This window comes from Streptoverticillium olivoreticuli subsp. olivoreticuli (genome assembly GCF_003391135.1).
GTDB classification, from domain to species: Bacteria; Actinomycetota; Actinomycetes; order Streptomycetales; family Streptomycetaceae; genus Streptomyces; species Streptomyces blastmyceticus.
Genome location: NZ_CP031455.1, coordinates 8427979 through 8447008, shown reverse-complemented (window position 1 = coordinate 8447008; position 19030 = coordinate 8427979). Strand labels below are relative to the sequence as shown.

The 19030-nt window shown below is 71.3% G+C and carries 14 protein-coding genes and 1 riboswitch; of the genes, 9 read left to right on the top strand and 5 right to left on the bottom strand.

Features of this window, described 5'->3' with window-relative positions; genetic code table 11:
- Positions 1 to 29: 29 nt before the first annotated feature.
- The 6 genes from DXZ73_RS36170 (at position 30) to DXZ73_RS36145 (ending at position 8484) form a co-directional block, all read left to right on the top strand.
- Positions 30 to 1604 (top strand): pyridoxal phosphate-dependent decarboxylase family protein, encoded by a 1575-nt coding sequence (locus tag DXZ73_RS36170; RefSeq protein ID WP_116215134.1) that lies wholly within the window; start codon positions 30 to 32, stop codon positions 1602 to 1604.
- Between the two features lie 35 nt (positions 1605 to 1639).
- Positions 1640 to 2938: a lysine N(6)-hydroxylase/L-ornithine N(5)-oxygenase family protein gene (locus DXZ73_RS36165; protein WP_116215133.1), complete on the top strand. Its 1299-nt coding sequence runs from the start codon at positions 1640 to 1642 to the stop codon at positions 2936 to 2938.
- Positions 2935 to 3522: a GNAT family N-acetyltransferase gene (locus tag DXZ73_RS36160; protein WP_116215132.1), complete on the top strand. Its 588-nt coding sequence runs from the start codon at positions 2935 to 2937 to the stop codon at positions 3520 to 3522. Before DXZ73_RS36165 ends, DXZ73_RS36160 begins: the two co-directional genes overlap by 4 nt.
- A complete protein-coding gene (locus DXZ73_RS36155; protein WP_116215131.1) occupies positions 3519 to 5303 on the top strand; it encodes an IucA/IucC family protein in 1785 nt (594 codons plus the stop codon). The genes DXZ73_RS36160 and DXZ73_RS36155 overlap by 4 nt, the downstream gene beginning before the upstream one ends.
- Positions 5300 to 6790, top strand: a complete 1491-nt coding sequence (locus tag DXZ73_RS36150) for an MFS transporter (protein ID WP_116215130.1) — start codon at positions 5300 to 5302, stop codon at positions 6788 to 6790. The genes DXZ73_RS36155 and DXZ73_RS36150 overlap by 4 nt, the downstream gene beginning before the upstream one ends.
- A gap of 293 nt (positions 6791 to 7083) precedes the next feature.
- A complete protein-coding gene (locus DXZ73_RS36145) occupies positions 7084 to 8484 on the top strand; it encodes an amino acid permease (protein WP_116215129.1) in 1401 nt (466 codons plus the stop codon).
- An 89-nt stretch (positions 8485 to 8573) separates the two neighbouring features.
- Here the strand turns inward: DXZ73_RS36145 and DXZ73_RS36140 are convergent, their stop codons facing one another.
- A complete protein-coding gene (locus DXZ73_RS36140; protein ID WP_116215128.1) occupies positions 8574 to 9773 on the bottom strand; it encodes an MFS transporter in 1200 nt (399 codons plus the stop codon).
- 145 nt (positions 9774 to 9918) lie between these two features.
- Here DXZ73_RS36140 and DXZ73_RS36135 point away from each other — a divergent pair, with 145 nt between their 5' ends.
- Together DXZ73_RS36135 and DXZ73_RS36130 are read left to right on the top strand one after the other, a co-directional pair.
- Positions 9919 to 10395, top strand: a complete 477-nt coding sequence (locus DXZ73_RS36135) for a luciferase family protein (RefSeq protein WP_162890469.1) — start codon at positions 9919 to 9921, stop codon at positions 10393 to 10395.
- 211 nt (positions 10396 to 10606) lie between these two features.
- Positions 10607 to 11500 (top strand): DMT family transporter, encoded by an 894-nt coding sequence (locus DXZ73_RS36130; RefSeq protein WP_116215127.1) that lies wholly within the window; start codon positions 10607 to 10609, stop codon positions 11498 to 11500.
- 66 nt (positions 11501 to 11566) lie between these two features.
- Here DXZ73_RS36130 and DXZ73_RS36125 read toward each other — a convergent pair whose 3' ends face one another.
- On the bottom strand, positions 11567 to 13171 hold the full coding sequence (locus DXZ73_RS36125) for an ABC-F family ATP-binding cassette domain-containing protein (protein WP_205519302.1): 1605 nt from the start codon (positions 13169 to 13171) through the stop codon (positions 11567 to 11569).
- Between the two features lie 508 nt (positions 13172 to 13679).
- On the opposite strand from DXZ73_RS36125, the gene DXZ73_RS36120 reads away from it, so the two are divergent.
- A complete protein-coding gene (locus tag DXZ73_RS36120) occupies positions 13680 to 14984 on the top strand; it encodes a phosphatase PAP2 family protein (RefSeq protein ID WP_240351836.1) in 1305 nt (434 codons plus the stop codon).
- 156 nt (positions 14985 to 15140) lie between these two features.
- Here the strand turns inward: DXZ73_RS36120 and DXZ73_RS36115 are convergent, their stop codons facing one another.
- The 3 genes from DXZ73_RS36115 to DXZ73_RS36105 all read right to left on the bottom strand — a co-directional run bounded on the left by DXZ73_RS36115 (position 15141) and on the right by DXZ73_RS36105 (position 18834).
- Positions 15141 to 15470 carry a hypothetical protein gene (locus DXZ73_RS36115; RefSeq protein ID WP_240351647.1) on the bottom strand — a complete coding sequence of 110 codons (330 nt, stop codon included), beginning with the start codon at positions 15468 to 15470 and terminating at the stop codon, positions 15141 to 15143.
- A gap of 92 nt (positions 15471 to 15562) precedes the next feature.
- Complete coding sequence (locus DXZ73_RS36110; RefSeq protein WP_116215126.1) at positions 15563 to 17224, bottom strand: Nramp family divalent metal transporter; 1662 nt, start codon at positions 17222 to 17224, stop codon at positions 15563 to 15565.
- 300 nt (positions 17225 to 17524) lie between these two features.
- A riboswitch (M-box (ykoK) riboswitch) is annotated at positions 17525 to 17698 on the bottom strand.
- 155 nt (positions 17699 to 17853) lie between these two features.
- Complete coding sequence (locus tag DXZ73_RS36105; RefSeq protein ID WP_275898608.1) at positions 17854 to 18834, bottom strand: alpha/beta hydrolase; 981 nt, start codon at positions 18832 to 18834, stop codon at positions 17854 to 17856.
- Positions 18835 to 19030 lie beyond the last annotated feature (196 nt).

The following is a 19030-nucleotide window of genomic DNA, read 5'->3' as shown; positions in this document are numbered from 1 at the left end:
CGCGTCAGCGACGGAAGGACACCACGCTCATGAGTTTCCCGGGGCACATCGCCGAAGCCCCTTCGGCAGGCGACACATCGGCAGCCCCCGCGTCCGGTGCGGCACAGGCCCGGCCGCACCTCTTCAACCACCTCACGGTCGACAGCTACCGGCGCTCCCTCGCCGCCGGGATCGACCGGGTGGCGAGCCGGATAGCGGGTGCCGACCGCCCCTTCACCGGGATGTCCCCCGCCCGGCTCGCCCCGGAGATATCCGGCATCGACCTGGACCGGCCGCTGGAGGACCCCGCCGCCGCCCTCGACGAGCTGGAGGACGTCTATCTGCGGGACGCCGTCTACTTCCACCACCCGCGCTACCTCGCCCACCTCAACTGCCCGGTGGTGATCCCGGCGCTGCTCGGCGAGGCCGTCCTCACCGCGGTCAACTCCTCCCTCGACACCTGGGACCAGAGCGCGGGCGGCACCCTCATCGAGCGCCGCCTGATCGACTGGACGGCCGAGCGCATCGGACTCGGCCCGGACGCCGACGGCATCTTCACCAGCGGCGGCACCCAGTCCAACTTCCAGGCGCTGCTGCTCGCCCGCGAGGAAGCCCTGGCGCTCGCGGCCAAGAACGCCCCCGCCCCGCTCGAACGGCACGAGATCCTGCCGCGGTTGCGCATCCTCACCTCCGAGGCCAGCCACTTCAGCGTCCAGAAGTCCGCCAAGCTGCTCGGCCTCGGCCAGGACGCCGTCATCGCCGTGGAGACGGGTCCCGAGCGCCGCATGCGGCCCGCCGCCCTCGCCCGCGAGATCGAGCGCTGCCGCGCCGACGATCTGGTGATCATGGCCGTCGTCGCCACGGCCGGCACCACCGACTTCGGTTCCATCGACCCGCTCCCCAAGATCGCCGACCTGTGCCGGTGGGCCGGGCTGTGGTTCCACGTGGACGCCGCGTACGGCTGCGGCCTGCTGGTCTCGCCCACCCGGCGCCACCTGCTCGACGGCATCGAGCGCGCGGACTCGGTGACGGTCGACTACCACAAGTCCTTCTTCCAGCCGGTCAGTTCCAGTGCGCTCCTGGTGCGCGACCGGTCCGCCCTGCGGCACGCCACGTACTACGCCGACTACCTCAACCCGGCCCGCATGGCCGAGCAGCGCATCCCCAACCAGGTCGACAAGAGCATCCAGACCACCCGCCGCTTCGACGCGCTGAAGCTCTGGCTGACCCTGCGCATCATGGGCGCCGACGCGATCGGCTCGCTCTTCGACGAGGTCGTGGACCGCGCGGCCGAGGCGTGGACCCTGCTGACCGAGGACCCGCGCTTCGAGGTGGTCACCAAGTCGCAGCTGAGCACCGTCGTCTTCCGCTACCTGCCGGCGGACCAACGCGGCCGGGACCTGGCCGACGGGGCGAACCTGCACGCCCGCGAGGCGCTGGCCGCCTCCGGCGAGGCCGTGGTCGCGGGCACCAAGGTCGACGGCAGGCACTACCTGAAATTCACCCTGCTCAACCCGGAGACCTCGCTGGACGACATCGCGCACGTCCTCGACCTCCTCGCCGGGCACGCGGGCCGGTACGTGGACGAGCGGCTCACGGCCGAGCTCCTCCACCGCGCCGGCTGAACCACCCCATCCGCCTCCTCGAACGGGAGACCTCCATGTCCACGCACGACTTCATCGCGATCGGGCTCGGCCCCTACAACCTCGGCCTCGCCTGCCTGACCGAACCCATCGACGAACTCGACGGCCTCTTCCTGGAGAGCAAGCCGGACTTCGACTGGCACCCGGGGATGCTGCTGGACGCGGCCACCCTGCAGACCCCCTTCATGGCCGACCTCGTCACGCTGGCCGACCCCACCTCCCCGTACTCCTTCCTCAGTTACCTCAAGGAGTCCGGACGGCTGTACTCCTTCTACATCCGCGAGATCTTCTATCCCCTGCGCAACGAGTACAACGACTACTGCCGCTGGGCCGCCGCCAAGCTCCGCAGCGTCCGCTTCGGCCACGAGGTGACCTCCGTCGCGTACGACGAGGGCACCGGCCTCTACACCGTGCACGCGCTGCGGACGGCCACCGGTGAGACGACCGCGCACCACGCCCGGCACCTCGTCCTCGGCACCGGCACCCCGCCCTACGTCCCCGAGGCCTGCCGGGGGCTCGGCGGCGACGTCCTGCACAACTCCCGCTATCTGGAGGGCAAGGCGGAGCTCCAGTCCAAGGACAGCATCACCGTCGTCGGCAGCGGCCAGAGCGCGGCCGAGATCTACTACGACCTGCTGGCCGACGCCGACGCCTGCGGCTACCGCCTGGACTGGGTGACCCGCTCCCCGCGGTTCTTCCCGCTGGAGTACACCAAGCTCACCCTGGAGATGACCTCCCCCGAGTACGTGGACTACTTCCACGCGCTCCCGGAGGACACCCGCTACCGCATGGAGACCGAGCAGAAGGGCCTGTTCAAGGGCATCGACGCGGAGCTCGTCAACAGCATCTTCGACCTGCTCTACCAGAAGAGCGTCAAGGGCCCGGTCCCCACCCGGCTGATGACCAACACCGCGCTGGAGAGCGCCTCGTACGACGACATATCCGGGACGTACACCCTCGGCCTGCGCCAGGTCGAGCAGGAGCGGGACTTCTCGCTCACCACGCAGGGCCTCGTCCTGGCCACCGGCTACCGCTACCGCACCCCGGACTTCCTGGAGCCCGTGCGCGACCGGATCCGCTGGGACCGCCACGGGCGCTTCGACGTCGCCCGCAACTACAGCATCGACACCACCGGCCGGGGCATCTTCCTGCAGAACGCCGGCACCCACACGCACAGCATCACCTCCCCCGACCTGGGCATGGGCCCCTACCGCAACTCCTGGATCATCCGCGAGCTGCTGGGCCGCGAGCACTATCCGGTCGAGAAGGCCATCGCCTTCCAGGAGTTCGGCGCGCCGGAGGGTGTCCTGCGATGACGGAGACCGTCTTCTCCCGCACGGACGAGCGGCTCGGCGCGTTCACGCTGCGCCCGCTCGACCCGGACGCCGACGCCGCGATGCTGCACGGCTGGGTGACACACCCCAAGGCGGCGTTCTGGATGATGCAGGACGCCGACGTGGCCGAGGTGGCCCGCGCCTACCGCGAGATCGCCGCGCACCCGCACCACGACGCCTTCGTCGGCCTGCTGGACGACTGTCCCGTCTTCCTGGCCGAACGCTACGACCCCGCGCGCGTCGAGCTGGTGGGGCTGTACGAGGCGGAGGAGGGCGACGTCGGGATGCACTTCCTGTGCGCACCGGCCGACACCCCCGTCCACGGCTTCACCCGTGGTGTGATCACCACGGTCATGGCCTGGCTCTTCGCCGATCCGGCGACCCGGCGCGTCGTGGTCGAGCCCGACGTGCGCAACACGGCGGTGCACGCGCTCAACGCTGCCGTCGGCTTCGAGACCGTGCGCACCGTCGAGAAGCCCGAGAAAGAGGCGCTGCTGAGCGTCTGCACCCGCGACCGTTTCATGAATGCGAGCGGCCCGGCCGCCACCCGAGGAGTGTCCGCGTGAACCCCCGTGAAGCCGTCTCCCACCTGACCCCGGGCCACTGGGCGGCCGCCAACCGGCAGCTGATCCGCAAGGCGCTCGCGGAGTTCGCCCACGAGCGGCTCCTCGCCCCGGAGCCGACCTCGCCCGGCCACTACGTCGTCCGCAGCGACGACGGCACGCAGGAGTACCGGTTCGCCGCCCGCCTCCTCGCGCTCGACCACTGGCAGATCGACGCCGCGAGCATCACCCGGCACCGCGACGGGGACGAACTGCCCCTGGACGCGCTCGACTTCCTCATCGGACTGCAGGGCGCGCTCGGCCTGTCGGACGAGATCCTCCCGGTCTACCTGGAGGAGATCAGCTCCACCCTGTCGGGCACGGCCTACAAGCTCGCCAAGAAGCCGGTGAGCGCCGCCGAGCTCGCCGAGGCCGACTTCCAGGCCGTCGAGACCGGCATGACCGAGGGCCACCCCGGTTTCGTCGCCAACAACGGGCGCCTGGGCTTCGGGGTGCACGAGTACCACGCGTACGCTCCCGAGGCCGCGAGCCCCGTCCGGCTGATCTGGCTGGCCGCCCACCGCGACCACTCCACCTTCACCTCGGGCACGGACCTCGACTACGACGGCCTGATGCGCGACGAGCTGGGCGAGGAGCTGCTCGGCCGCTTCGCGGACACCATGTCCGGCCTCGGCCTGGACCTCGCCGACTACCACCTCATCCCCGTCCACCCCTGGCAGTGGTGGAACAAGCTGTCGGTCACCTTCGCCGCCGAGGTGGCACGGCAGCGGCTGGTGTGCCTCGGCCCGGGCGACGACGACTACCTCGCCCAGCAGTCGGTCCGCACCTTCTTCAACACCAGCGCACCGGCCAAGCACTATGTGAAGACCGCGCTGTCCGTGCTCAACATGGGCTTCATGCGGGGCCTGTCGGCCGCCTACATGGAGGCGACCCCGGCCATCAACGACTGGCTGGCCGACCTCGTCGCCAAGGACGACGTCCTGCAGCGGGCGCGCCTGTCGATCATCCGGGAGCGGGCGGCCGTCGGCTACCACCACCGGCAGTACGAGGCGGCCACCGACCGCCACTCCCCCTACCGCAAGATGCTCGCCGCCCTGTGGCGCGAGAGCCCCGTCGCCGGGCTGGAGCCGGGCCGGCGCCTCGCCACGATGGCCTCCCTGCTCCACACCGACCACGAGGGCCGCTCCTTCGCGGCCGCGCTGATCGAGCGGTCGGGGCTGGCCCCCGAGGCGTGGCTGCGGGGCTACCTCGACGCCTACCTCACCCCGCTGCTGCACAGCTTCTACGCCTACGACCTGGCCTTCATGCCGCACGGCGAGAATGTGATCATGGTGCTCGACGGCGGGGCGGTCGAGCGGGTGATCTTCAAGGACATCGCCGAGGAGATCGTCGTCATGGACCCCCTGGCGGACCTCCCACCGGAGGTCCGGCGGGTGCGGGCGGAGGTCCCCGAGGACATGAAGCTGCTGTCGGTCTTCACCGACGTCTTCGACTGCTTCTTCCGCTATCTGAACGCGGTCCTGGTCACCGAGGGCGTCCTCGACGAGGAGACGTTCTGGCGGACGGTCGCCGCGTGTGTGACGGACTATCAGGCGTCCGTGCCGCAGCTCGCGGACAAGTTCCGGCAGTACGACATGTTCGCCGAGGAGTTCGCGCTGTCCTGCCTCAACCGGCTCCAGCTGCGCAACAACCAGCAGATGGTCGACCTCGCCGACCCGTCGGGCGCCCTCCAGCTCGTGGGCAGTCTGCGGAACCCCATCGCGCGTTACGCCCCGCCGGCATGAGCGTGACCGCCGACGCCACCCGGGCGGGGGCCAGGCTCCCCACCCGGTGGCTGATCCTCGGTGTGATCTGTCTCGCCCAGCTCACCGTGGTGCTGGACAACACCGTCCTGAACGTGGCGGTGCCCTCCCTCACCCGGGAGCTGGACGCGACGACGGCGGACGTCCAGTGGATGATCAACGCCTACTCGCTCGTCCAGTCCGGCCTGCTGCTCGCCGGGGGCAGCGCCGCCGACCGCTACGGCCGCAAGAAGATGCTGCTGGCGGGGCTCGCCCTGTTCGGCATCGGTTCGCTGGCGGCCGGGCTCTCCACCTCCACCGGGGAGCTGATCGCCGCCCGCGCGGGCATGGGCGTCGGCGGCGCCCTCCTGCTGACCACCACGCTCGCGGTGGTCATGCAGGTCTTCGACGCCGAGGAGCGCCTGCGGGCGATCGGGATCTGGGCGGCGGTGAACGCCCTGGGCTTCGCCGCGGGGCCGCTGATCGGCGGCATCGTGCTCGACCACTTCCGGTGGGGCGCGATCTTCCTGATCAACATCCCCGTGGTGCTGCTCGGTCTCGTCGCGGCCTGGACCCTGGTGCCGGAGTCCAGGAACCCCGAGGGGCACCGGCCCGACCTGTTCGGCGCCCTGCTGTCCACCGTCGGCATGTCGGCGGTCGTCTTCGCGGTCGTCTCGGGGCCCGAGCACGGCTGGGGTGCGGGCCGGGTGCTCTTCCCCGCACTGGGCGGCGCAGTAGTCCTCGGGGCGTTCGCGCTCTGGGAGAGCCGGATCTCCCACCCCATGCTGGACATGGGCTTCTTCCGTGACCGCCGGTTCGTGGGGGCCGTGGTGGGGGTGGTGCTGATCACCTTCGGCAGCGCCGGCGCGCTGTTCCTGCTGTCCCAGCAGCTGCAGTTCGTCCGCGGCTACTCACCGCTGGAGGCGGGGCTGCGCACGGCGCCGTTCGCGCTCACCGTCGTCGCCCTCAACTTCACCGGGATCTCCGCCCGGCTGCTGCGGCGGCTGCGGCTGCCGCTCGCGGTCGCCATCGGTGTGGGGCTGCTGGCGGCCGGCTTCGCGGTCGTCGCGGTCTTCGCCTCGGACGGCTACGGGGTGCTGCTGCTCGGCCTCGTCCTCATGGGCACGGGCTGCGCGCTCGCCAACCCGGCGATCGCGGAGGCGGTCATGGGGGCGATCCCGCCCGAGAAGGCCGGGGCGGGCGCCGGGGTCGACGGCACGATGGCGGAACTGGGCGGCAGCCTGGGCGTCGCCGTCCTGGGCGCGGTCATGAACTCCCGCTTCACGGCCCTGCTCCCGGCGACGGTCACCGGCGCGGCGTCCCTCCCCGCAGCCCTCGCGGGCGCCCGCACGGAAGGGGACCGGGCGGCGGTCGTGGACTCGTTCGCCTCCGGCGTCGAGGCCGGCCAGCTGGCGGGCGCGGCGGTGGTCCTCCTCGGCGGCTGCGCGTCGGCGTGGCTGCTGCGTCAGGCGGAGCGGAAGCGGGGGTAGGCCGTCCGCGCCTCGGTCGCCGGACGGGCTGAATGCTGCCGCAGGTGGTCGCCGACCTGCGGCACATCCAGCCCGTCCGGCGACCGAGGACACCGCGCGCAGCGCGGCCCGGGGGCCGGGGCGGAGCCCCGGCAACGGCGCGCACCCTTGCGCAGGGGCGGCAGCCTGCCGCGCGCGCACCGTACCGGTCACGCTGCGTGAGGCGAACGTCCGAATATCGGACGACTGCGGCGGATCTTCACCGGCTTGCTCATACTCGTACCTTCGATCTCGCATATTGGACAGGTACGCCCATGAGCCGGACACTTACGTCTCCTCCCCCGCTGCACGAGGACGCTCCACAGCAGGGTTCCCCGCTGTCGAACGGACTCAAGCAGCGGCACCTCTCGATGATCGCCCTCGGCGGCGTCATCGGGGCGGGCCTCTTCGTGGGCTCCGGCGCCGGCATCGCCGCGGCGGGCCCGTCGATCGTGCTGGCCTACGCCGCGTCGGGCCTGCTCGTGATGTTCGTGATGCGGATGCTCGGCGAGATGTCCGCCGCGAATCCGGCCTCCGGCTCGTTCTCGGTGCACGCCGACCGCGCGATCGGCCGGTGGGCGGGCTTCACCGCCGGGTGGATGTTCTGGACCCTGCTGGTGGTGGGGGTGGCGATCGAGGCGATCGGCGCGGCCCACATCGTGCAGGGCTGGCTGCCCGGTACCCCTTCGTGGCTGTGGGTGCTGGTCTTCATGGCGCTCTTCTGCGGCACCAACCTGGGCGCGGTCTCGAACTTCGGCGAGTTCGAGTTCTGGTTCGCCGCCCTGAAGATCGGCGCCATCGCCCTCTTCCTGATCCTCGGCACGCTCGCCGTCCTGGGCGTCCTGCCGGGCAGCGACTCCCCCGGCGCGGCGCACCTCGTCCACGACGGCGGTTTCCTGCCCAACGGCGCGAACGGGCTGATGATCGGGCTCCTGGCCTCGCTCGCCGCGTACGGCGGCCTGGAGACGGTGACCATCGCCGCCGCCGAGTCCGAGAACCCGGTGCGCGGTGTGGCCAAGGCCGTGCGGACGACGATGTGGCGGATCGGCATCGTCTACGTCGGCTCGATGCTGGTGATCGTCACCCTGATCCCGTGGAACGACAAGGCCGTCACGGAGAGCGGCCCGTACGCCGCCGTGCTCGACCGCCTCGGTGTCCCCGGCGGCGGCCAGATCATGAACGTGGTCGTCCTGATCGCCCTGCTGTCCGCGATGAACGCCAACATCTACGGCTCCTCGCGCATGGCCTACTCGCTGGTGTCGCGCGGCCAGGGCCCCAAGGCCCTGGGCAAGGTCTCCCGCGGGGTGCCGCGCCGCGCGGTGCTCGCGTCGTCCGCGTTCGGCTTCTTCGCCGTCCTGCTGTCGTACTGGTATCCCACCACCGTCTTCGCCTGGCTGCTGAACATGGTCGGCGGGGTCGTGCTGGTGGTGTGGGGCTTCATCGCCGCCTCCCAGCTGCTGCTGCGCCGCCGGCTGGAGCGCGAGGCGCCCGAGCAGCTGGTGGTGCGGATGTGGGGCTTCCCGTATCTGACCTGGGTGACGCTGGCCGGTGTGGTCGGGGCGCTGGTGCTCATGACCCTCGACGCCGACACCCGGGTGCAGCTGTACTTCACCGGTGGCCTGGCACTGGCGCTGGCCTTGGTCGGCTACGTCCGGCAACGGGCGGCGGCTCGCTGAGCATCTGCTGGGAACATCGAAGGGGCGCAGGTCAGGACCGACCTGCGCCCCTTCGCCGTTCCCTGCAGCGGGAGAAGCCCGACGGGATGTCAGTCCGTCCGCGGGGGCCGGCGCAGGAGGAACACGCCCACGCCGGTCGACAGCAGGACCACGCACCCCGCGAAGACCAGGCCCGCGCCGCGCAGCCCCAGAGCCATGGTGAGGGCCCCGACCCCGACCACCGGCAAGGAGATCCCGACGTAGGCGACGACGAAGAAGGCCGAGATCGTCGCGCCACGGTGCTCGTCCGGGGCCACCGCGCTCACGCCGGTCAGGGCCGCGCGGAAGGCCAGGCCCTGGCCGAGGCCCCCGACCACCGCGCCCACGACCAGCACCGGCAGGGACTCCATCAGGAGCGACGCCGCCACGAGGGCCATTCCGGCCGTGAGCACCAGGCAACCGGCGGGCAGGGCGCGCCGCACGCCCACCCGGCCCATCAGGAACTGGCCGGCCGTGGAGGAGCAGAACACCGTGAAGACGACCGTGCCGGTGACGGCCAGATTGTGCACTCCGAGGGTCTGGGAGACGAAGCTCGGCGCCACCGCGGTGAACAGTCCCAGCAGGGAGAAGCCGGCGAACGCGGCGAGCCCGGCCGGTACGAACGCTCCGCGCGCCTCCTGCGGCACGACCATGCCCTGAGGGCGCAGCGGCGGACGGGGCGTACGGCGCGCCACCGTCTCCGGCAGCGCGCGGGTGACGGCGAGTGCCGCCACGAGCAGCGCGATGTGCACCAGGAAGGGCAGCCGGAGCGGCCACGGCGCGTACTGCGCCAGGACCCCCGACAGCAGCGGGCCGCAGCCCAGGCCGCCCATGTTGGCGGCCGTGGCGGCGAACCCCGCCCGCCCGCGCGGGTCCGGAGGCGCGAGCTCCAGTACGGCGGCTGTGGCGGCCCCGCTGAAGAGCCCCGCGGAGAATCCGGAGAGCAGCCGTCCGAGGAACAGCAGCGGCAGCCCGCTCTCGCACAGGAAGCACACCGCGCTCAGGACCGACAGCGCCAGAGCGGCCAGCAGCACGGGGCGCCGGCCCAGCACGTCGGAGAAGTCACCGGCGACCAGCAGCGCGGCGATCACGCCGAGCGCGTAGACCGCGAAGACGACCGTCACCATCAGTTCGGAGAATCCGATCCGTTCCCGGTAGAGGCCGTACAGCGGTGTCGGCAGCGTGGTCCCCGCCATGCCGACGGCGAACACCCCGGCGGCCGCGAGGTAGTGGCCACGAGCACGACGTTCCCCTGCGCCTTGAACGATCATGCTCCCAACCTAGCTGCCTGTACTGTCACGGCGAGGGCTGGTCGGGTGCGCCTGCGCGGCAACTCCCCGTCGGCCGCTGCGCACATGCCCGGAACGCGATGCCCGGGCTGGTCCCGGGCGGGGCGAGCACGTAAGGATGGGAGCCATGACCGCGGCTCACCGTGCCATGGACCGGCTGGAGACCTGGCCGGACCTCGCACGTGGCACACCCAGCTGTCGGATCGGTGACGCCCTGCGCACGGCGGAGTCCGAGGTCGTGCACTTCCACTCCGGGCGCGAGGCGGACCTCCACCTCACCCGCGCCGTCCTGGGCGATCTCCTGCCCGTGCTCCGGCAGAGCAGTGCGATCCGGCCGTTTCCGGGGGCGGCGTGGGTCACCGTCCTTCTGGAGTGCGACGCGGACGTGGACCTCCTGATCAGCCTGGTCAGCCTCGCGCTCAAGGCACTTGTCGACACATGGCCGCATCCGGCGCCGCAGCCCTGCAACAGATATCGCGTTCTGCTCGTGCCCGGTGAACGGGCCCCGGCGGAAGCCGCGCCGCCGACGCTCGCGGCACGGCTCGGGTCCGTGCGGAAGGCCGTGGGCAGGCGGCCGGTGCCCCGCCTGCGGCCGTCTGCCTGACGGGCCCACGCTCGGCCCACCGACAGACAGCTACCTGATCGATGTCACGCCCCTTCGGGTGAATCGGTCCGGCGGGATGCCCGTTCGGGTGATCACCATTTCCCGTCGGGGGTCCCGGCGGGGCAGAGTCCACTGCGGTTGCGCGGTGCCTCGCCCTGACCGGGTTCCAGGCAACCTGCCGGCCTCACGACGACGCACCGGAAGGCGGCACGTGGACACGGCGGCGGCTCTGTTCTTCGCGTTGCTGACCACCGCGAGCAACGCGCTGGCGACGGTGCTGCAGCGCAAGGCGGCCAGTCGGGTACCCGCCGCCGACGGCCTGCGGTGGAGCCTGATCGCCCGTCTGGCGCGGCAGCGGGTCTGGCTGGCGGGGATCGCGGCGGTCCCCGCCGCGGCCTGCTTCCAGGCGCTGGCACTGGGGTACGGACCGCTGTCCGTGGTGCAGCCGGTGTTCGTGCTGGAACTCCCGGCGGCGCTGCTGCTCGCCGGGGTGATCCTCAGCCGGCGCCCGCCCGCCGGGGTGTGGTGGGCGGCGGCGTGCATCACGGCGGGGCTGGGGATCGCGCTGTGGGCGGCCGCTCCGGACGCCGGGCACGCGGCGGTGCCGCCGGGCCGCTGGCTGCTGGTCCTGGGCTGTTGCCTGTCCGCGGTCGCCGTCCTGGTCGCCGTCGCGGCGGTGCGGGCACCCGGGCCCGTCCGGGCCTCCTGTCTCGCGACGGCCTCCGCGATCTGCTACGCGCTGACGGCGGCTCTGCTCAAGACGTCGGTCCTGCGGTGGGAGGCGTCGGGGGCGGGCGGTTTCTTCTCCGCCTGGCAGACGTACGGCTTCGCCGCGGCGGGCGTCGCCGCGCTCTTCCTGCTGCAGAACGCGTTGCAGTCCGGATCCCTGGTCTTCTCCCAGCCGGCCCTGACCCTGGGCGACGCCGGTACGAGCGTGGCGCTGGGTGTCGCCCTGTACGGGGAGCGGATCCGCGGCGGCTGGTGGGCCGTGGCCGAACTGGCGGGCGCGGCGCTGATCCTCACCGGACTCGTCCTGCTCAGCCGGTCTCCACTGGCCCGCGAACTCACCGGACCGGCCGGGCAGGCGGACGCGCGGAGCCGGTGAGGCCCGGCCCCTCGGGCGGCCCCCTGCCCGGCCGGTGCGGCGGTCCGGACGGGCAGGGGTGAGCGGTCAGGCGAGAGCGACCAGGTCGCGGTAGTCCTCGCTCCACAGGTCCTCGTCCGCGTCCGGCAGCAGCAGGACGCGGTCGGGGCGCAGGGCGTCGATGGCGCCCGCGTCGTGGGTGACCATCACGATGGCGCCGGGGTAGGAGCCGACCGCTGCCAGGACTTCACCGCGGGAGGCGGGGTCGAGGTTGTTGGTCGGCTCGTCCAGCAACAGCACGTTCGCACCGGAGTGGACCAGCCCGGCGAGCGCCAGACGATTCTTCTCCCCGCCGGAGAGCACTCCCGCGGGCTTGTCCGCGTCGTCCCCGGTGAACAGGAACGCGCCCAGCACGCGCCGCACCTCACCGTCCGTCAGATGCGGCGCGGCGTCGGCCAGGTTCTCCCGGACCGAGCGTTCCCGGGCGAGGGTGTCGTGCTCCTGGGCGAAGTAGCCCAGCCGCAGCCCGTGCCCGTGCACCACCCGCCCGGAATCCGGTTCCTGCTCGCCGGCCAGGATGCGCAGCAGGGTGGTCTTCCCGGCGCCGTTGAGGCCGAGGACCACCAGGCGGCTGCCCCGGTCCACGGCCAGGTCCACCCCGCCGAGAACCTGATGGCCGCCGTAGGACTTGGTCAGGCCGACCGCGCCGAGCGGCATCCGCCCGCACGGCTCCGGTTCGGGGAGCCGGATCTTCGCGACCTTCTCCGTGCGCCGGGCCGGTTCCAGCTCGGCCAGCATGCGGTCGGCTCGCCGGGCCATGCTCCTGGCCACCACGGCGGTGGCCACCCGGGCCTTCATCTTGTCGGCCTGTGCGTGCAGGGCAGCGGCCTTGCGTTCGGCGTTGGCCCGCTCCCGGGAGCGGCGCCGCTCGTCCGCCTGCCGCCGGTCCAGGTACGCCTGCCATCCGGTGTTGTGGATGTCGATCGTGGCGCGGCCGGCGTCGAGGTGGAAGACGCGGTTGACGACGTCGGCGAGCAGGTCCGTGTCGTGGCTGATCACCACCAGGCCGCCGCGGTGCCCCTGGAGGAAGGTGCGCAGCCAGGCGACGGAGTCGGCGTCGAGGTGGTTGGTGGGCTCGTCGAGCAGCAGGGTGCCGTCGTGCCCGGCGAACAGGATCCGCGCCAGCTCCGCCCGGCGCCGCTGCCCGCCGGACAGGATCCCGACGGGTTGGTCCAGCACCCGGTCGGGCAGCCCCAGGCCGGCCGCGACACGGGCGGCCTCGGCTTCGGCTGCGTATCCGCCGCCCGCTTGGAAGACGGCCTCGGCGCGGGCGTAGGCGTTCATCGCCCGCTCCAGCGCGGCGGGCCCGTCGGCGTCGGCCATGGCGGCCTCGGCCGCGCGCAGGTGTCGCAGGGCCCGGTCCAGGCCGCGGGCGGAGAGGATACGGTCGGTGACGGTGACGGCCGGGTCGGCCGCGCGGGAGTCCTGCGCGAGGAACCCGGCCGGCCCGGTGTGCGTGACCGTCCCGGCCGCGGGCCGGACCCGCCCTGCGAGGGCGGTCATCAGGGTGGTCTTGCCGGCGCCGTTGCGGCCGACCAGGCCGATGCGGTCGCCGGGAGAGACGGTGAAGGAGATGTCGGACAGCAGCAGGCGGGCACCCGCGCGCAGCTCGACACCACGAACGGTGATCATGGGATGACGCTCCGAAATAGCGAAAGGACACACTTCTGGCGTGGAAGCGGGTCCTCTGCTAGGAAATTCGGGGCGTAGACATGCGGCCACGGTAACCGACGCCTCGCGCGCGGCGCAGCTCCATTTCCCGGTCACATCGGGGCAACGGCGGCGTGGCCCGTCCGGAAGCAAGTCCGACGAGGGGCAGCTCTGCGTGGACCTCCAGCGCTTCCCGCGGGCCACGGTGTACGGCTGCCACGAGTTGCCCGGACGCCTCGCGCCACCGAGCGAAGCCTTCGGCACCCGCCTGGCCGTCGCTCGCGGCCGTGCTCGTCGGCCTCGGGCACCGGCAAAGCCCACTCACAGCGCTTCGATAGCATGATCGAGCTCACGACGAGCACCCTCACCACCTGCACCGCACCGGAAACCCATCCGGCACGAAGAGCGACCCAGTCAACCAATATCTAACAAATCGGCCAGACAATTGATATCTATAGCCTCACAGGTGCTTTCGCGAACAAATTGCAGAATTACGCTCACCGCATTGCGTAAGCCACGGGTAATTCTCTGGGCCACGGCAAGTGTGGTGGCCCTCGGGTTCCTTGTCGCATTGGAGATCACCGCACGTCACTACGGCCTTCCGGGGCCGATCACCAACCAGGCGCGAGAGGTGATATTCGCCCCCAAATCGGGGCCGCTGCTGTACGGCGGCATGGCGTTGATGATGGTGGTGCTCACCTGGCGGCAACGGCTCGTCGCGGCCGGTGCCGCGATCGGCATCGACATCGCTTTCTTTCTGGTGCGGTGGGCGGTCGACGCCAAGATGATGTTCGGCAACGGCGCGTTGTGGGTGATGCTGGGCTGTGCGGTCATCGCCGTCACCCGCCGCACCGGCCGGGAACGTGCCCTGCTGCTGAAGGGCGTCGGGCTGGGCCTGCTGCTGGTGACCGGCCGCAAGACCGGCGACACCTGGCTGCTCATCACGGCGAAGACCCGCCCCATGGTGCTCGACCAGTACGTGGCAACCGCCGATCACGCACTGGGCGACCCGTCATGGCTGGTGGGCCGGATGGTCAGGGCCACCGGCCCGATCGGCACCCACATTCTCGACTACGTCTACATCCAGCTCGCGGTGGCTGCCGTCGTCGTCGCGCTGTACCAGCTGCGCAACGTGGCGGCCGAGCGCCGCTTCCCGCGCCATCACCTGGTGCGCACCTTCCTGGTGATCGGCCTCCTCGGACCGGCCATCTACATGATCTTCCCCGTGGTCGGGCCGATCTTCGCCTACGGTGTTGCCGACGGCGGTCCATGGGCGATGGCCGACCTGTGGCCCAACACGCCGCCGGTCGGTGTGCCGCACCTTATGCCGTTCAACGAGATCACCCCACGCAACTGCATGCCCAGCCTGCACACGGCGTGGGCCACCGCAATCTTCATTCACTCCCGCAAGGCCCCCCGGATTCTGCAATTCTTCGGCGCGTTCTGGCTGCTCGCCACGCTCGGCGCGACGCTGGGCTTCGGCTACCACTACGGCACGGACATCATTGCCGGCGTGGTGTTCACGCTCACGATCGAAGCGGGACTGCGCTCGCTCGACCGCGGCTGGGACCGGCCGGGAATCCAGCTGGTCGCCTACGGCACAACGGTCTTCGCCGCGCTCCTGGTCTCCTACCGCTACCTGCCGATGGAAATGGCCGAACACCCCTGGCTGTTCGGACCGCTCCTCATTCTGGCGCTGGCCTCAGTGATCTACGGCTACATACGGACCACCAACCTGTGGGAGCCGAAGGCCACACCGGCTCGGCAACCGGAACGGCAACCCGAACTGGTCTGAGTTACGGCCGGCGCCACGGCTGCGGGTGGGCGCGCGGCGGGTGTGGACAGCGGTGAGGACGGACAGCGGGGGTCACTTCCGTGGGGCAGCGCGTCTGCGGGCGGGCAGGCGCGACCGGGGAAGGGTGGAAGGATGCGGCTGCTACGGGTCCGGCCGTCAGGCGCGGGCCAGGGTCGCGGCTTCGACGATGCGGTGCGCGGCGGGCAGCGGCAGTCCGGTGAAGCGGGCGAGCCACTGGGCGTCGTGACCCTGCCGGGCGAGGATGTAGGCCAGGTGCACGCGCGGGTCGTAGACGGCGTGCGCGGTGCCGGGCCGGGGGCAGGTGCCCGGGTCGTCGAGCAGGTAGTCCCGCCCGGCCCCGCCGGACAGGGACAGGTGCACACGCGGACAGACGTGCTCGACCGTGTGCGATCGGCCTTGGCCGGAGGCGTGCAGGTGCCGCCGGGCCGGTGCGGTGAGCTTGGTGAGGTGTGGAAGGAGGCGCACGGTGCCCTCCCTTCTCCCGGAGAGGAGTCGGTGGTGGGTCCGGTCGCGGTGGCGGCGGGTGGTGCGGCCCGCCGCCACCGCAGGGGGAACGGTCAGTGGCCGAGCGCGAGCTGCACGATGCGGACGATCACCAGGATCATCGCGACGAACAGGTAGGTGCGCAGGGCGGTCAGGCCGACCTTGCGGCCGGTGGAGATGACGGGCTTGGGCAGCTGGTCCAGCGGCGGCATCCGCCAGTCGTGCCTGCCCGTGCGGTCGACGGGCCCGGCCAGGGCCCAGCCCTTGCGCCGGCGGCGGAGTTCCGCGTAGCCGACGGCGAGTATGCCCGCGACGCCGCAGACGGCCATGATGTCGAGGATCGCGGCGGTGGTGATGCCGGGGAAGAGGACGGCCGCCGTCAGGATGACGGAGAGGGTGACGAGGACCGCGACGACGACCGAGGTGAAGGCGTTCATGGCCCGGCCGTTGACCCACGGACCCAGCACCGTACGGTCGTTGCACAGCAGCAGGAGGAAGACCGAGGCCGAGGGCAGCAGCACGCCGGCCAGGGTCTGGACGCCCTCGGTGAGCAGGCCGAGCGGTGAGCCGGGGATCACGACGATGACCGCGGCGGCCAGGACGACTCCGGCGAAGATCGCGTAGAACGCCTTGGCGCCCGCCACGCCCCGGTGCAGGGAGTGCTTGAGGCCGAGGACGTCGCCCAGGGCGTATGCCGTGGACAGCGAGACGGCGGAGGCGCCGATGATCGAGGCGTCGAGCAGCGCGACGGCGAACAGGACTCCCGCGACCTTGCCCGCGCTCGCCTCCAGGCCGTGGGCGATCCCCGCGGCGTCGTCGAAGTTGCCGTAGTCGCCGGTGCCGGTGAACGCGGCGGCGGCGAAGCCCATCATCGCCGCCGCGCCGACGATCACGATGACGATGCCGAGCCACAGGTCGGCCTTCTCGTAGCGCATGAAGCGCGGGGTGATGCGCTTGTCGATGACGTAGGACTGCTGGAAGAACAGCTGCCACGGGGCGACGGTCGTGCCGACGATCGCGATGATCAGCAGCATCACGTCGGAGAGCTGCGAGCCGTGCGGCATACCGGGGACGACGAGGTCGTGCGCCATCGTGCCGGCGCTCGGGTGGATGATGAAGTAGATCGGTACGAGCAGCAGCGAGCCCAGGCAGAGGAAGACCGCGGTGCGCTCGAAGCGGCGGAACGACCCGGTAGAGGCGGCGACGATCACCACGGCCGCCGCGACGAGCACGCTCGCCGTCTTCGGCAGTCCGAGGTAGCCGACCGCGAGGGTGACGCCGATGAACTCGGTGACGATGGTCAGGGCGTTGAGCAGGAACAGGTCGATGACCGAGAACGCGCCCCAGAACTTCCCGAACCGCTCCAGGATCAGCCGCGCGTGCCCGACACCGGTCACGGCGCCGAGGCGCAGCACCATCTCCTGGTTGACGTACAGCACGGGGACGAGCAGGAGCAGGGTCCACAGCAGGCGGGTGCCGTAGTTCTGCCCGGCCTGGCCGTAGGTGGCGAAGGCGCCGGCGTCGTTGTCGCCGACCATCACGATCAGGCCAGGGCCGATGATGGCCAGGAGGGTCTTCAGCTTGGCGGGTATGCCACGGCGCGGGGCGTTGTCGCCCTGCTTGATGGTGCCGAGCGCGCCGCGGATGTCGCCTACGTGGGCGTCGTCCAGCACCGCGGTGCGCGGCTCGGGAGCAGGCTTGGGAGCAGTGGAATCGATGAGTGCGGTGTCGGTCATGGTGGACCTCCCGGCCCCCCCGGCAGGGGGAGGTGGTGGGGCACGCGGCAGCAATCCCCCCTGCGAGCGCGCAGCCCGACGGCCCGGGGCGGCATCAGGCCGCACGGGTGTCGGAGCGATCACGCGAGTGCGCGCAGAGAAGGTGGTTACCGCATGCCGGGCAGAAGCGAGGACGGACGGGGACGGGGCCGATGACGACCCGGACTACTGTGACTGTGGTCCATCTCTCCCGCCTCCTCCCGGCCGGGGCGCGCGTGGGCGCCGTACAACTCGGCAACGAGCGGACCGACCCCTGCGGCCGGCTCACCCCTACTCGTCAGAGCTTTGGCACTGCACGGCGTAATCCCCTTTGCGGGGAAGCCACTTGGGATCACCCCTTAGGCCGGGGAGATCTGTCCTGAACCTGGGCGTCTCTCGACGTCGTGGGGTCAGTGGCCTGTGTCCGTACAGACGCCTCACCGAACGAGGTGTCTTCTTCAAACGTCTAGCAGTCTGCCCTGTACTTGCGCATCGACGCAACTACTTGACCCAACCTTGACACCGCCGGGCCTCTCCGGACGTACCGGCAGGCGCGGGAGACGCGCGAGGCGCGGGGATGCCGGGTCCCCGCGCCTCGCGCACAGCCGGTGCTACGCCTTGCGGAGGCGGCCGATGATGCCGTCCAGGTCCTGCCGGAAGCGGTCCGGGCGGACCCAGTGGCCGCCGCTTTCCTCATACGCCTCGTACGGAATGCCGGCCCGGTCGAGGAGACCGCGGAACTCCCGCTGGCCGCTGAGCACATGGGTCTCGTTGACCCAGTTCCAGATGCCCTGGGGACTGGTACCGGCGACCATGAAGACCCGCTTGTTCCGGTAACTCTCGACGCGCTCGCACGGGTTGTCGTCCCTGACCCTGTTCTGGTCCCACGGCACGCCGTAGACCGTGCCGCCGCCGAGGTCCAGGGCAGAGGTCGCGTTGGCCCAGTGGACGACCGCGCCGCCGCTGCCGCGCAAGCTGGTCGGGCCGGAATGGGCGCTGACCGAGGCGAAGTGGCCCCAGTACTTGGCGGCGTACTTCATCGCGCCGAAACCGCCCATCGAGAACCCCGAGACGGCGCGCCCGTCGTACTCGGCGAACGTCCGGAAGTTCGCGTCGACCCACGGGATCAACTGGTTGATGTGGAAGGACTCCCAGTTCCTGGGGCCCACGTTGGAGCTGACCGGGTTGGAGTACCAGCCCGTGTGCCCGCCGTCGGGCATCACGACGATCATGGGCTTCCCGGCGGTCCACGCGCGGATGCCGCCCTCGGGCAGGCGGTCGAATTCGATGAAATCGCCCCCGCCGCCGTGGAACAGGTACAGGACGGGGTAGGTGCGCCCGCTGGTGTGGTAGTCGTCGGGGAGCAGGACGTTGACGGCGGGCTGCCAGCCGATCTCGGCGGTCTGGAACCGGTACCACCACATGCGGGGGTCGGCCTCACCGCGGTCCACGATGCGCAGCCCGAAGCCGTCGCCTGCCGCACTGGCCGACGTCGCCGACGCAAGGACGCCCCCGCCGCCCAGAGCCATCGCCGCGGACAATCCGCCGACAGCCTTCAAGACGCCTCTGCGGGTGGGACGGTGCTCGCTCAAAATGACCTCCTGGTCGACAAGTGAGCAGTAGCTCATCAGTTGTGGCCGCGGCGGACCGGACGACGATCCCGATGGCACGGTCCGGGACCGACGGCCCGCAAGGTAGCCGCGGGGAGCCGCGGCACGGCATCCGGAACGATCCGGAGTGACAGCGCCCGGCGATCCCCGGTAGAACTTCTCGTGCCGTGAATCCCGG

Excerpts from the sequence above, each read along its gene's own strand:
- DXZ73_RS36125 (WP_205519302.1), bottom strand. The coding sequence starts at position 13,171 with ATGATCACCGTTCGTGGTGTCGAGCTGCGCGCGGGTGCCCGCCTGCTG.
- DXZ73_RS36165 (WP_116215133.1), top strand. The coding sequence starts at position 1,640 with ATGTCCACGCACGACTTCATCGCGATCGGGCTCGGCCCCTACAACCTC.
- DXZ73_RS36160 (WP_116215132.1), top strand. The coding sequence starts at position 2,935 with ATGACGGAGACCGTCTTCTCCCGCACGGACGAGCGGCTCGGCGCGTTC.
- DXZ73_RS36170 (WP_116215134.1), top strand. The coding sequence starts at position 30 with ATGAGTTTCCCGGGGCACATCGCCGAAGCCCCTTCGGCAGGCGACACA.
- DXZ73_RS36110 (WP_116215126.1), bottom strand. The coding sequence starts at position 17,224 with ATGACCGACACCGCACTCATCGATTCCACTGCTCCCAAGCCTGCTCCC.
- DXZ73_RS36150 (WP_116215130.1), top strand. The coding sequence starts at position 5,300 with ATGAGCGTGACCGCCGACGCCACCCGGGCGGGGGCCAGGCTCCCCACC.
- DXZ73_RS36135 (WP_162890469.1), top strand. The coding sequence starts at position 9,919 with ATGACCGCGGCTCACCGTGCCATGGACCGGCTGGAGACCTGGCCGGAC.
- DXZ73_RS36145 (WP_116215129.1), top strand. The coding sequence starts at position 7,084 with ATGAGCCGGACACTTACGTCTCCTCCCCCGCTGCACGAGGACGCTCCA.
- DXZ73_RS36140 (WP_116215128.1), bottom strand. The coding sequence starts at position 9,773 with ATGATCGTTCAAGGCGCAGGGGAACGTCGTGCTCGTGGCCACTACCTC.